Annotated in this window: 12 protein-coding genes; 7 read left to right on the plus strand and 5 right to left on the minus strand. The window is 42.0% G+C overall.

The window, feature by feature from the left end:
• Positions 1–4 precede the first annotated feature (4 nt).
• Positions 5–736 carry a LiaF transmembrane domain-containing protein gene (locus tag PZB74_RS14325; RefSeq protein WP_302237161.1) on the minus strand — a complete coding sequence of 244 codons (732 nt, stop codon included), beginning with the start codon at positions 734–736 and terminating at the stop codon, positions 5–7.
• Positions 737–1493: 757 nt separating this feature from the next.
• On the opposite strand from PZB74_RS14325, the gene PZB74_RS14330 reads away from it, so the two are divergent.
• Complete coding sequence (locus tag PZB74_RS14330; RefSeq protein ID WP_302237164.1) at positions 1494–2096, plus strand: hypothetical protein; 603 nt, start codon at positions 1494–1496, stop codon at positions 2094–2096.
• On the opposite strand, the gene PZB74_RS14335 is transcribed toward PZB74_RS14330, so the two are convergent.
• Positions 2097–3329 carry an S-adenosylmethionine:tRNA ribosyltransferase-isomerase gene (locus tag PZB74_RS14335; RefSeq protein WP_302237165.1) on the minus strand — a complete coding sequence of 411 codons (1233 nt, stop codon included), beginning with the start codon at positions 3327–3329 and terminating at the stop codon, positions 2097–2099.
• A gap of 110 nt (positions 3330–3439) precedes the next feature.
• Between PZB74_RS14335 and PZB74_RS14340 the strand changes: the two genes are divergently transcribed.
• The gene (locus PZB74_RS14340; protein ID WP_302237167.1) at positions 3440–6565 is read left to right on the plus strand and encodes a glycosyl hydrolase; all 3126 of its coding nucleotides are present in this window, start codon (positions 3440–3442) and stop codon (positions 6563–6565) included.
• 72 nt (positions 6566–6637) lie between these two features.
• Here the strand turns inward: PZB74_RS14340 and PZB74_RS14345 are convergent, their stop codons facing one another.
• From PZB74_RS14345 to PZB74_RS14355, 3 genes are all read right to left on the minus strand, one after another.
• Positions 6638–6814 (minus strand): hypothetical protein, encoded by a 177-nt coding sequence (locus PZB74_RS14345; RefSeq protein ID WP_302237168.1) that lies wholly within the window; start codon positions 6812–6814, stop codon positions 6638–6640.
• A 278-nt stretch (positions 6815–7092) separates the two neighbouring features.
• Positions 7093–9024 carry an AAA domain-containing protein gene (locus PZB74_RS14350; protein ID WP_302237169.1) on the minus strand — a complete coding sequence of 644 codons (1932 nt, stop codon included), beginning with the start codon at positions 9022–9024 and terminating at the stop codon, positions 7093–7095.
• 221 nt (positions 9025–9245) lie between these two features.
• The gene (locus PZB74_RS14355) at positions 9246–9677 is read right to left on the minus strand and encodes a YybH family protein (RefSeq protein WP_302237171.1); all 432 of its coding nucleotides are present in this window, start codon (positions 9675–9677) and stop codon (positions 9246–9248) included.
• A gap of 124 nt (positions 9678–9801) precedes the next feature.
• Between PZB74_RS14355 and PZB74_RS14360 the strand changes: the two genes are divergently transcribed.
• The 5 genes from PZB74_RS14360 to PZB74_RS14380 all read left to right on the plus strand — a co-directional run bounded on the left by PZB74_RS14360 (position 9802) and on the right by PZB74_RS14380 (position 12698).
• Positions 9802–9948: a hypothetical protein gene (locus PZB74_RS14360; RefSeq protein ID WP_302237172.1), complete on the plus strand. Its 147-nt coding sequence runs from the start codon at positions 9802–9804 to the stop codon at positions 9946–9948.
• Positions 9949–10027: 79 nt separating this feature from the next.
• Positions 10028–10921, plus strand: a complete 894-nt coding sequence (locus tag PZB74_RS14365) for a patatin-like phospholipase family protein (protein ID WP_302237174.1) — start codon at positions 10028–10030, stop codon at positions 10919–10921.
• Between the two features lie 79 nt (positions 10922–11000).
• A complete protein-coding gene (locus tag PZB74_RS14370) occupies positions 11001–11852 on the plus strand; it encodes a methylated-DNA--[protein]-cysteine S-methyltransferase (protein ID WP_302237176.1) in 852 nt (283 codons plus the stop codon).
• Between the two features lie 8 nt (positions 11853–11860).
• Complete coding sequence (locus tag PZB74_RS14375) at positions 11861–12106, plus strand: Ada metal-binding domain-containing protein (protein ID WP_302237178.1); 246 nt, start codon at positions 11861–11863, stop codon at positions 12104–12106.
• The gene (locus tag PZB74_RS14380) at positions 12093–12698 is read left to right on the plus strand and encodes an alpha-ketoglutarate-dependent dioxygenase AlkB family protein (protein WP_302237180.1); all 606 of its coding nucleotides are present in this window, start codon (positions 12093–12095) and stop codon (positions 12696–12698) included. Before PZB74_RS14375 ends, PZB74_RS14380 begins: the two co-directional genes overlap by 14 nt.
• The last annotated feature ends 17 nt before the right edge of the window (positions 12699–12715 follow it).

A 12715-nucleotide genomic window follows, 5' to 3' on the forward strand; every position in this document is an offset into this window, starting at 1 on the left:
TAGCCTATGCGCTATTTAGGTCTATACCGCCAAAGAGCACTACTCCTTTAATAATGAGCTCATACTCGGCATTGGGGATATAGCGTTGTGGAAAAGTACGGTTATCATCAGTGCCCCCGGCAATTGGTGTTATATCCATTTTAATATTCCAGTTGTTTGGTACAATGATGGTCGCTCCTCCCAGCAACACAAAAACTTCAATTTCATGACGACCTGGCGCTAGTTCTGCATTGATTAGGTTCAGGTCTACGCCACCCAGAATAGCAGTTAGTCTTGCCCCTTTAAAATGTTGTGAATAAGCTAATCTCTTGTTACCACCTAATATAGCAGATACATCCAGGTAATCATCATTAGATTCATTTACCCGGAATTCGTCTTCGTTTTCAGTTTTTTTTTCTCTGGATCGCCTAAGAAGAAGAGTGAGGCCTATGATGATAAAGATGGCAGGCCAGAATAGCCATATCTCAGATATAAGCTCACCAATAGTGACATCCAGAATATCTGCAACCAAAAATACGCCACCCACAATAATGAGGGTAACACCCCCTCCTTTGTTTTCTCTTGTACCTACCAGCAGCAGGCCTAAAGCGATTAAAAATGTCTTCCAGGAAATGACATAGCTGGGCAGCGAAAAAGGAAGAAGGTTGAGGTTATACAAAAGCAGGTAAGCACCTACAATTACGAAAATAAAACCAATAATGATCTTACTATCCGGTCTGTTCTTTCTTTCGGACATGGGGCTAATAGTTAGTCAATGTTGTGTGTTGAAGCAACAATTTACAAAATGATGCTAAAAATAGAAGTAGGGAAGGGGGGAATAAAAAAGGGCACCTGGAGTGCCCCTCAGAAAAAATCAGCATTTAGCTGTGACTGCTTTTAATCTGCCTGCAGTGAAAAATATAAATTAATACTTAATAGAATACCTAAGTAAATCTTAAACGAATTAACAAAAAAATTGCGTAAAATGCTAGACTTAATACATTAAAATATTGTTAATATATTTTTTTATTAAAGATTTAAGCCTCTTATGCTCTTTTTTAAAATACCCACGCATTATTCTTAATTCATTGTAATTTTTCAATTTGAAATTTCTTAAAAATTAAGTGTATTCACTTAATTTGTTTATTCGTATCAAAATTTTTTCTCGTATCGCTCAGCTTAAAATCTGATATATTAATCTTAGCCGGGTATAGTTGCCTTTCCTTCACTCTTTAGTTTAGGTTCAATAGATATCAGGCTTAAATTTTATGTCTTGAGCATGTAAGGTGAGTTGATAAAATTGCAATATTTTGGTTTTGCTTAGTAACTGAACTAGTTAATAACTATCACCAAATATGTGATAATATGCTAGTATGTTAACTTTATTATGTAATAAACACTTAGAAAGATTAAATTATTAAGATATTTTATATAAATAGTTTATTTATTTTTATAAAAAGTTATATTATTGCATAAAGATACGCATGTAAGATTTATTGAATATTATAACTACTATGAGAAATTTTTTGCTGATCACTGCTTTGCTCATCGTACAAAGCTCTCTTTTCGCTCAGACTCCAGAAAAAGGTATAGTTAAATTGAATAATCAGGAAGAAGTTGAAGGTACTGTTGATATCAATACCTTTATTAATTCGGCGGTCGTAACTACTGCCGACGGTAGACAGCTTACCTATCATGCTTCTATGATTAAATCCATAGAGACAGAAGATGAGTGTGGCTTTGCGAGGTCTTACCGCTGTTACGACTACCGTTCAAACAGCTTTTTTGATCGTCTGGAGAAAAAGGTGTTTCAGGTAGTGGCAGATGGTGAAATTACAGTTCTACGTCGTCTGTTTGAATACGATGTCTTTGATGCCAGCGACGACTACACCATTGATGAGTTCTACTTTGTAGACGAAAACAATCAGGTGAAGCGCCTGAGGAACTTTAAGCGTCAGATTTTACCTCTTATGAAAAGCCATGAGAAAGAAATGAAGGTTTTTCGTAAGCGCAACGGCTTCAAAAATCTGAATAAAGAGATAAATATGTACCTGATGGTAAATTACTACAATCGACTAAACAGTCTGGATACAGATGTGGTTTCTATGAATCAGTAATTACTTCTGTGGAAGTAAAAGAGACGAATCTCCATAACTCAGGAAGCGGTAGTTATTTTGTAGCGCGTGCTTGTAAATCCGCTTCCAATCCTCTCCCACTAAGGTAGCAATCAGCAAAATAAGTGTGGACTTGGGCATATGAAAATTCGTTACCAGGCCCTCACAAACTCTGAACTTGTAGCCGGGAAAAATAAATATCTCTGTTTCGCCTACCAACTGCTCTAACTGTCTGGCTTCCATATATCCAAGCACATTCTCCATAGAGGCTTTTAAGCTTAAACTTTTAGCAGCACCTTCTTCATAGGCTACCAGTTTAGGTACCCTAAAAGTAGCTTCCGGATTATTTTCCAGTAAAGATCCAAACCAATACAGACTTTCCAGAGTACGCATAGAAGTTGTGCCTACGGCAATAACCGGCCCCTGAGGTGACAGCAGTTTCTCAACATGCTTACGGCCAATCACCATCTGTTCTGAGTGCATTGGGTGCTTTCGTACATCTTCCTCTTTGATAGGTTGAAAAGTACCCGCACTTACATGCAGAGTAAGGTAATCTAAACCCATACCTTTGTCGGCTAATTTTTGCAGCACTTCAGGCGTAAAATGTAGTCCGGCAGTAGGCGCAGCTACCGCGCCCTCTTGTTTGGAGTATACCGTTTGGTAACGTGGTTTGTCTTCATCTGTAGCCTCTCTTTTAATGTAAGGAGGTAATGGAACCTTGCCTGCTGCCTCTACAATATCAACAAAGCTGACTTCAGGAGCATCCCACGTAAAGCGAACACTTGCCTGTTCTGTGTCCTCCAAATGAGCAGACAAAACCACTTCTTGATGATACACCATAAGTGTCTTCTCAAGCACCAAACCACTTTTCCACTTCTTTTTATTTCCGATCATGCAATGCCAGCTACACGATTTCTTGGCTAACATAGCCTCTCCGATTACACTACTGGGCAGAAGGGGGTTAAGAAGAAAAACTTCAATGATAGCCCCACTGCCCTGTGCGGTACTGGGCTTCTGAAAAAAAAGCCGGGCAGGAATGACTTTAGTCGCATTAAAAAACAGCTGACTATGTGCTGGTAGCAATTCAGGAAGCTCATGAAAAATCTTATCATTAATTTTTCCACTTTGGTAATGCAAAAGCTTAGCACTATCTCGCTTCTCTAAGGGAAAGCGGGCGATGCGCTCTTCCGGTAAATGATAATTGTATGCTTCCAGTTGTATAGATTCCCTCGTCATATCTTTGTCTTTCAGCTCGCGAAAATACTAAAAATGACTAGATTAAGCAGTCTGCGCAATGGAATTAAAAGCTAAGGGTTTTAAATTGCGCATTACCTAATCTTATCCGTATGAAATACTGCTACCTGTTAAGTTTATTGCTCTTAAGTTGGTTCGCTCCTGAGGCAATAGTGCTGGGGCAATCTCGTAAGAAAGCTATGGCAAAGGCTGAAGTGCCTGCCAAACTATTGGAGTCGCTTAATTATCGTATGGTAGGGCCCTTTAGAGGAGGACGCTGCACTGCTGTTACTGGTATACCTGACCAGCCAATGACCTTTTTTATGGGGACTACCGGAGGGGGGGTATGGAAAACTGAAGACGGAGGCGCACACTGGCAAAACATTACCGATGGCTTTATTCCGGTAGGCTCCATTGGAGCTGTAGAGGTGGCACCTTCTGACCATAATATTATCTATGTAGGTACAGGCTCAGCTTCTCCCAGAGGAAACGTATCTACCGGTAAAGGACTTTATAAGTCGCAGGATGGTGGTAATACCTGGCAACCTGCCGGGCTGGAAAAAACAGGACAAATAGGGAAAATACAGATTCATCCCAAAGATCCTGATCTTCTGTATGTTGCGGCATTAGGTAATGTGTTTGGGCCTACGCCTGAGCGTGGTGTTTTTCGCTCAGAAGATGGAGGAGAAAGCTGGGAGAAGATACTTTTTATTAACGACAGTACCGGCGTTGTAGATATGGTTATGGACCCGAACAACCCTCGTGTTCTCTACGCTGGTGCCTGGCAAACCGAACGTAAGCCCTGGACTATTATAGATGGTGGCAAGGGCGGTGGCGTGTATAAGTCTACAGATGGAGGCGATAGCTGGGAAAGGCTGGAAGGCGGACTGCCTATAGGAGTAGTAGGTAGAGTAGGTATAGCTGTATCTCCGCTCAACTCTAAAAGAGTATGGGTAATTCAGGAAGCTTTAGAAGAAGATAAAGGTGGGCTCTTTATGTCAGAAGATGGTGGAAAAAGCTGGGAAAGAATCAACCGCAAACATGAGTACCGTCAGCGTGCCTGGTATTACTCGAGAATATTTGCAGACCCGCAGCGTGAGCATACACTTTATCTCCTTAATACCGGCTTTTATAAATCTTTAAACGATGGAAGGAACTTTGAGAGAATAGAAGTACCGCATGGTGATAATCATGGCCTATGGCTAAACCCTAACAACTCTGCCGTGATGATTCAGAGTAATGACGGAGGCGCGAATGTAAGCTTTAATGGCGGTAAAACATGGTCTACACAGTTTAATCAGCCTACTGCTGAGCTGTACAGAGTAGAAGTAGATAATCAGTTTCCCTACCGTATTTATGGTGCTCAGCAGGATAATACTACAATCTCTGTACCCAGCCAGAGTGTAGGCAAACTGGACCCTATACAGGACTGGTTGAGTATAGGAGGGGGAGAAAGTGGACATATCGCCGTACATCCGGAAAACCCCGACATCATATATGCTGGTAATTATATAGGTATTATGACGCGCCTGGATAGGGGCAGAGGGCACATACGTAGTGTAGAAGTTTATCCGGATTTGAATGATGGAATTATTCCTTCACAGCTCAAATACCGCTTCCAGTGGAACGCGCCAATCATGATTTCTAAGCATAACCCAGACATTATTTACTATGCGTCTAATTTCGTACATAAGTCTACTGATGAAGGGCAGAGCTGGGAAGTAATCAGCCATGACCTAACCACTAATAATCAGAGCTACCTCTCAGAAATACCAGGGGGGCCGATACAGAACGATAATACCGGAGTAGAGTTATACTGTACAGTCTTTGCGCTGGAAGAGTCACCGTTGCAAGAGGGAGTACTCTGGGCAGGTAGTGATGACGGATTAATTCATCTGTCTAAAGATGGTGGTAAGAAATGGATGAATGTGACTCCACCTAATATGCCGGTAGATGGCACCGTCAACAGTATTGATCTCTCTCACCATCAGGAGGGCAAGGCTATAGTGGCAGTATACAAATATCGCGACAACAATTTCCGTCCTTATATCTTTCAGACCAAGGATTATGGTCAAAGTTGGCAAACGCTTACGAACGGCATTCCGGAGGATCATTTTGTAAGAGTAGTCAGAGAAGATCCTGAAAAGGAAGGTCTTTTGTATGCAGGTACTGAATTTGGTATGTACATTTCGTTTAATAATGGGCAGCGCTGGCAACCTTTTCAGCTGAACTTACCCCATACGCCCATTACCGATCTAAAGGTGCATCAGCAGGATTTAATAGTATCCACACAGGGTAGATCATTCTGGGTGATGGATGATATTACCCCGCTACATGAAATGAGTCCTGAACTCGCAGACACAAAAATGCATCTTTATCGTCCTGCTACTGCCTACCGTAGTCAACTGAAAGGTTACCGCGGAGATAATGTTCCTGAAAATAAAAAAGAAGGAGCGCCTATCCATTATTACCTTCAGGAAAAGGCAGATAGCCTTAGCCTGGAAATTCTGGACGAAAGTGGCAAGGTAGTGCAGCGATTCAATAATAGAGAGCATACCGCTCTGCTATCAGATCGTGCTGGAGCTCAGTGTTTCGTCTGGGACCTCAAATACCCGAAGCCGGAATTGGTTGAGGATGCGGTAATGTCATTAAGCTATACTGGTGGGCCCAAAGCTCCTCCAGGAACTTATACAGTAAGGCTGGAAGCAGATGGAGCCGTGGCAGAACAAAATTTTAACGTACAGAAAGATCCACGATGGCTAAGTACAGATGCAGACCTGCTGGCTCAGTTTGATTTGTCTGTGGCTGTGCGCGACACATTAAGCTCAGTACACAAACTGATCAGCAACATCCGCAGCCTCAGGAAGCAGGCAAGCTTTATTACTGAACAAAGCCAGAAAACCACTTATGGAAGTGCGCTACAAAAGCCCTGTCATGTGTTGGTAGATGAACTGAATAAGCTGGAAGAGCAATTGATACAAACACGTAACGAAAGCTCTCAAGATCCTATCAACTATCCGGTAAAGCTAGACAACCAATTTGCTTATCTGTATTCGGTAGTTCACGCTCAGGATGCCAGACCTACAGCGTCCTGCTACCAGCGTTTTGGCGATCTGCAAAAAGAGCTTGCCGTTCATCGGCAGACCTATCAGCGAATTTTAAATAACGAACTTAAAGCTTTTGAGAAAGTAATGGAGCAAGAGGGGGTGCCCCATCTGTTAATTTCTACGACCCGATAAAAACAAAAGGCAATTTTCCAGAACATTCGGAAAATTGCCTAAAATTCGCTAGATTTTACTTTAAGAAGGGTATTAACGGCGAAAAGCCGTAAGGTGGCGGTTAAATAGTCGGCGGAATTTGCCAGATTTTAGCTGCGAAAATGGAGTTACATCTCTTTTTACATCTACTGTTTTTGAAGGAGAGGTAGCGATATAAGCACCTTCTACATCTAGAAATAAATTTGGGTTAATGTTGATAACAGTTGTCATGGCTATTCAAATTTTGGGTTAATACTGTTTTAAAAATTAATGTTGTCTACAGTACTAAAGCCAACTGCCGTGCCAACTACCAAAATCCCTCTAAATCGCATTTTTAGAGGGATTTTTTGTTTATGAGCTGTTCGCTATCGTACACTTGATGTGCAGTGTTGAACAGGTATCCTACTCAGAATGACAGCATTACAAATGGCAGCAGAGTGTAGCTCCTGAATGAATGAAGGCTATCTCCTGACAATGGAACAAAGGGGTATCTTGACTGTATTCAAAAATTAATATATTAGCTCAAATGCACTTTGGTAAGCTTCTATGCTTTGTATATAATCCAGTATGCTGCTGTAGAAAGAATGATTGCCTAATGTGGAGCTATCGCCCATCATCACCAATCGCATCCTGGCTCTGGTCATGGCTACATTCATCCGGCGTTCATCGGCCAGAAAACCAATCTCTCCCTTATCATTAGAACGCACCAGGCTTATGTAGATGATATCTCTCTCTCTACCCTGAAAAGCATCAACGGTATCTATGCTTATCTGCTCTCGTATTTCTTTGAGTATTTCAAAGTTTTCAAACAGCTCATGCAGCACTTTGGTCTGGGCGCGGTAAGGAGCAATTACCCCAATCGTTAGCTGCTCTTTTATAATTTTTTCTACACCCAACTGCTCTGCCAGCTCAGATAAATGCTTAAGCAAAAGCTGTCCTTCTTCTTCGTTATAAGTACTGAGACTTTCAGGGTCTACTTTTTCAGTGAAGCCACAGCCGGCAGTGTCAATAAAAGTGACCGGAGTCAGGTCGGGCAGTAGCAGGCGTTCTTTTACATGGTCAGCAGCATGAAGGTCTCCTTTATAAAAATAGTCTGCCGAGAAGTTCATAATGTGTTGGTGCATGCGGTACTGTGTCTTAAGCATAATATCTACCGGCTTGCCCATAGCCTGCTGTCTTTTCACGCACTTTTCCATAAGAGTTTCTCCAAGACCCTGTTTAGCAGCTTCATAAGATTTTACAGTTGGTGGTAGCTGAAAGTGGTCACCGGCAAAAATTACTCGTTCTGCCTTAAGTATCGGAATCCAACTGGCAGCCTCCAGAGCCTGTGCGGCTTCATCAATAAATACTGTACGAAACCGCATTCCTTTAATCAGTTGGGCAGAAGCACCTACCAGGGTAGAGGTTACAACATCTGTTTTAGTCAAAATATCGGCCACAATATAGTGTTCCAGCTGCTCGGCTTCTTCTTTGGCACGCGATGCTTCTCTTAACAGATGCTGTCTTTGTTCACGTTCAGCACGTCCATATTTGCGTTTGTATTTAAAGCCCAGCGAACGGTAGTCTTCAGCCTGTTTTCTTATTTTTTTTAGCTCTTTATAATAGCTGTGCTTAGCAATCTGAGCATCAATAGTTCGGTTAAGGTTACTATCGGTGACCCTGGCAGGGTGCCCCAGACGAACGACACTTAGCCCTTCTTCAGAAAGTTTTTCTGTCAGCAGATCTACTGCCGCATTACTCGGAGCACAAACCAGTACTCTTTCTTCTTCTTGCACAGTTTGTATAATGGCCTGTACCATTGTGGTAGTCTTGCCCGTGCCAGGAGGGCCGTGTATGACAGCTACATCTCTGGCTGCCGCTACTTTTTGCAGGGCTTCGTTCTGGCTATCATTTAGTTTGGAAACAGGCTTTGCATCGGCTTCTCCAAAGCTTGCAGTATCTTTACCCAATAGCACTTCTCTTAATGCTAAAAGCCGGTCATTTTTGGCTTCTATCACTCTTTTAATAGCTTTATTCATCTCACGATAAGCCATTTCATCAAACAGCAGATCTACTCCCAGGTTAGCGTAGTTTACCCAGTCAGGCAGTTCATTTGCGTTCAGAGTGATGGTCATTTGGTTATTGCGCGCGTCATTGACAACGCCGGATACGCTGGGTTGCTGCTTTTTATCATTAGTATTGGCAAACAGGCTTACAATTTTGCCTGACTGAAAAACGTGCGACTGGTTAATTTCGGTAGTACGGTTAATTTTTATGATGAGCTTTTCACCCATGCTGTAGCGCTGACTAGTCAGTGTAACGGGATACCAGCAAAGCCCTTCTTTTTTGCGCTGCTCCAGCGAGGCGTTCAGTACTTTTTGACGATAATACTCCAGATCAGCTTCTTTCTCTAACTTCAGCAGATCGTATACTTTATTGAGTTCTTCAGTAGATTTTGCCATAAGCCTGCAAAGATAAGGCAAAAGCTGACCAATTGTAGACTGCCTTGCCCGGGAATTATTATGAGTGTGTATGTTGCTTTATGATCAATGTAGAAAATAAACACAAGATATGGCTTAGTGTTACAGTCAAGTTTTTTAGCTGATAGGGGGGATGTACAGTAAAAGCACCTTTCCAGTCAGAATAGAAAGGTGCGGTAAACAAACGAAATTTATCTGAGAACTTAGTGAGCTACTTGCGGTTTTACATTCCAGACTTGCTTATGAATCTTCCACTGGCCCAGTACTTTATGAAAAAGCCACATAACACGAAAGGGGTACGTATGAGCAGCTGAACCATCTTTTGGAGTAAGGGTAGCAGTAGAAAGCCCAATTGCATAAGCATCTTCACCCGTATCTAGTACTTTGAGCTCTTCAATACTTAGTACCGGCTCAATACGGAATTTCTCTGTTATCATGTTGTAGAACTTTTCTATCTCTTTTGGGCTATGGCATGCGGGACCATCATAGGGGAGATAAGTAACATCAGATGTGTAGAGTGCAGAATAGTTTTTAGCTTGCCCTGAACGAACAGCATAAGGGTACTTTTCAGTGATCAGGCTTCTGATTTTCTGTTCATCAATTTCTCTATCAACAGGATTTTTTAAATTTTCCATAGTGTTGAAATTTAGGTGTGATGGATAGGAAGGAATAAAAATAATTTACCAAAATTTGGCTAAACAAACAAGGTTAAATATTTAGTGTAAATATTTGTAAATCAGTTGTTTGAAATTAAATGCTATGAGCTTTCAAGATGCTTGCTTAGCCTCTTTATGTCTGCAAACAGCTACCAGCAAACTGATAGATGAAAAAGCATTATCGCTTAAGGCGGCAATTAAATTGTTAAGTCCATTTAATATTACACCTTCTCTTCCTTCGTTTGAATAAAGGGCTAAATGGCCTATTTTACAAAGTATTGTCAACTACTTGACGATGCCGCTTGATCACTCAAAACATGTGTCCGTTTATGTCAGAAACAGCTCAAAGATCTATATCATTAGTACTAGGTAGTGGAGGTGCCAGAGGGCTGGCCCATATTGGGGTTATTCATTGGTTAGAAGAAAACGACTTTAAAATAGATTCTATTTCCGGTTGTTCTATGGGAGCACTGGTAGGTGGGATATACGCCGCAGGCAAACTGGATGCTTTTGAAAAATGGGTACGAACGGTTAATAAGTTCGGTATCATCTCCATGCTGGATATTGCCTGGGGTATGAGCGGCCTGATCCGGGGAGAGAAAATTATTAATACTTTGGTCAAATTGGTCGGTGATCAAAAAATTGAGGAATTGCCCATTAACTATACAGCAGTAGCAGCAGATATCAGAGGTGAAAAAGAAGTCTGGATACGTAGTGGAAGCCTTTTTGATGCCATACGTGCTTCTATTTCCATTCCCCTCTTTTTTACACCTTTTCGTTATAATGGCGTAGACCTGATAGATGGTGGAGTGCTTAACCCAGTGCCTATTGCCCCAACTTTCGGTGACCATACAGAGATGATAATAGCAGTAAATGTAGGTAGTGCTATGGATACCAAAGAAGAACTGAAAGATGTGCATCCGGAATCGGTAGAAGAGCCGGTATCATTTTTTGATAAGCTCACCCGTTTTTTTGATAGTTCGCAGCAAAATGAAGCCAAAAGCAGACAAAGAGAGTGGGGAGCATACGACATTACCACACAAGCTTTTGATGCTATGCAAAGTACCATTGCCCGGCAAAAGCTTGCTGCCTATCCCCCAGACCATATTATTGAAATCTCTCGTCATGCCTGTGGTACTTTAGAGTTTGACCGCGCCTCAGAAATGATAGACCTGGGCTACAGCAAGGCTGAAGAGTTTCTGGCTCCCAAACTAAAAAGGTAAAGCCCAAATTCAGCAAGTTTCGGGTGGTCAGCCAAACCTGCTGCTGTTACCTTTGGTACACAAACTTAAGCTAAACACAATGAGCACACAGACCGAGCTGCATTATCAGCGTATTGCTGAGGCAATTACTTATCTGCAAGAGAACTTTAAAGCACAACCCCAGCTGGATGAAGTGGCAAAAGCTATGCACCTGAGCCCTTACCACTTCCAGCGCTTATTTACAGACTGGGCAGGTGTAAGTCCTAAAAAGTTTTTGCAGTATGTTACCATTGCCCACGCCAAAAAGGTGCTCAAAGAGCCGCAAGCTACACTTTTTGATGTAGCAATAGATTCAGGTTTGTCCGGTAGTAGTCGTTTGCATGATCTTTTCATCAATATAGAAGGTATGAGCCCAAGAGAGTATAAAAATGGGGGAGAGGCGCTGGATATTAACTACAGCTTTGCCGATAGCCCTTTTGGTAAAGTTATCATTGCTTCTACTGCCAAAGGTGTTTGTCATATGGCCTTTGCCGAAGATGAAGATAGTGCTCTCACTTATCTAAAAACCAGGTTTCCTCGTGCGAGCTATTATCAGGCATTGGATATGATGCAGCAAAAGGCATTATATATCTTTACTCACGACTGGTCTAAGCTGGAAGAGGTGAAGCTTCATCTTAAGGGTACAGATTTTCAGCTGAAGGTGTGGGAAAGCTTGCTTAGTATACCTCTTGGGCGGCTTTCTACCTATGGTGCTATCGCCCAGAAACTGGCTAAGCCTAAAGCCTCACGTGCGGTTGGTTCAGCTGTGGGTAGTAATCCGGTAGCTTTTCTAATCCCATGCCATCGGGTGATACAATCCAGTGGTGTAATTGGTCAATACCATTGGGGCAGGCAGCGAAAAACTGCTATGATCGGCTGGGAAGCTGCTCAGCTCGAGCTTGATAAGCATTAGTCTGTCAGATGTGGATACACACTATGCTAACAGGTATCTACTTGCATCGCCTGATTAGAAAAGGAGCGATCAGATGGGGAGGGAACGGCAAGCTTAAAATTTATGGCAAACTGAATTGCCAAAGCGGTAAGCGAATGAAAAAAACTACAAGAGTGTTTTTTGAGTCGGAAGAAGAAGCGCTAAAGGCAGCTTATCGGCCCTGCGGCCACTGTTTAAAAGAAGCATATAAAAACTGGAAAGATGGACTTATTTAATCAGGGAGAAGATGTTAACCTCTTACCTTACGATGGTATAGTAAACTATCACGGTCTCATAATGTCGCAAGAAGAAGCAGACCACTATTATGAGCGTTTGTTGTATGATATAGCCTGGAAAAACGATGAGGCCGTAATTTTTGGAAAGCATATCATTACCAAAAGAAAGGTAGCCTGGTATGGTGATGAGAATTACGCATATACCTACTCTAACACCACAAAAGAGGCGTTGGCCTGGACCCCCGAACTGCTGGAGCTTAAGCAGAAAGTAGAAGAGCATAGTGCTACTAGATATAATTCCTGCTTACTCAACCTCTACCACGATGGCGGAGAAGGAATGGCCTGGCATAGCGATGATGAAAAAGCTCTGGAGAAAGATGGTAGCATTGCATCTGTTAGTTTAGGCGCGGTACGTAAATTTGCCTTCAAACATAAAGAAAACAAGCAAACTGTCTCTATGCTGCTGGAGCACGGTAGCCTACTGTTGATGAAAGGAAGTACACAAACTAATTGGCTTCACCGTTTACCACCTACCAAAAAAGTTAAAAAACCAAGAATCAACCTCACCTTCCGCAGAATGGCAGTTAATTAAAGAAATTGAACATTAGC

Source organism: Porifericola rhodea (assembly GCF_030506305.1).
GTDB classification, from domain to species: Bacteria; Bacteroidota; Bacteroidia; order Cytophagales; family Cyclobacteriaceae; genus Catalinimonas; species Catalinimonas rhodea.

Coding starts and splice junctions, on each gene's coding strand:
- PZB74_RS14325 (WP_302237161.1), bottom strand. CDS start 736: ATGTCCGAAAGAAAGAACAGACCGGATAGTAAGATCATTATTGGTTTT.
- PZB74_RS14330 (WP_302237164.1), top strand. CDS start 1,494: ATGAGAAATTTTTTGCTGATCACTGCTTTGCTCATCGTACAAAGCTCT.
- PZB74_RS14335 (WP_302237165.1), bottom strand. CDS start 3,329: ATGACGAGGGAATCTATACAACTGGAAGCATACAATTATCATTTACCG.
- PZB74_RS14340 (WP_302237167.1), top strand. CDS start 3,440: ATGAAATACTGCTACCTGTTAAGTTTATTGCTCTTAAGTTGGTTCGCT.
- PZB74_RS14345 (WP_302237168.1), bottom strand. CDS start 6,814: ATGACAACTGTTATCAACATTAACCCAAATTTATTTCTAGATGTAGAA.
- PZB74_RS14350 (WP_302237169.1), bottom strand. CDS start 9,024: ATGGCAAAATCTACTGAAGAACTCAATAAAGTATACGATCTGCTGAAG.
- PZB74_RS14355 (WP_302237171.1), bottom strand. CDS start 9,677: ATGGAAAATTTAAAAAATCCTGTTGATAGAGAAATTGATGAACAGAAA.
- PZB74_RS14360 (WP_302237172.1), top strand. CDS start 9,802: ATGAGCTTTCAAGATGCTTGCTTAGCCTCTTTATGTCTGCAAACAGCT.
- PZB74_RS14365 (WP_302237174.1), top strand. CDS start 10,028: ATGTCAGAAACAGCTCAAAGATCTATATCATTAGTACTAGGTAGTGGA.
- PZB74_RS14370 (WP_302237176.1), top strand. CDS start 11,001: ATGAGCACACAGACCGAGCTGCATTATCAGCGTATTGCTGAGGCAATT.
- PZB74_RS14375 (WP_302237178.1), top strand. CDS start 11,861: ATGTGGATACACACTATGCTAACAGGTATCTACTTGCATCGCCTGATT.
- PZB74_RS14380 (WP_302237180.1), top strand. CDS start 12,093: ATGGACTTATTTAATCAGGGAGAAGATGTTAACCTCTTACCTTACGAT.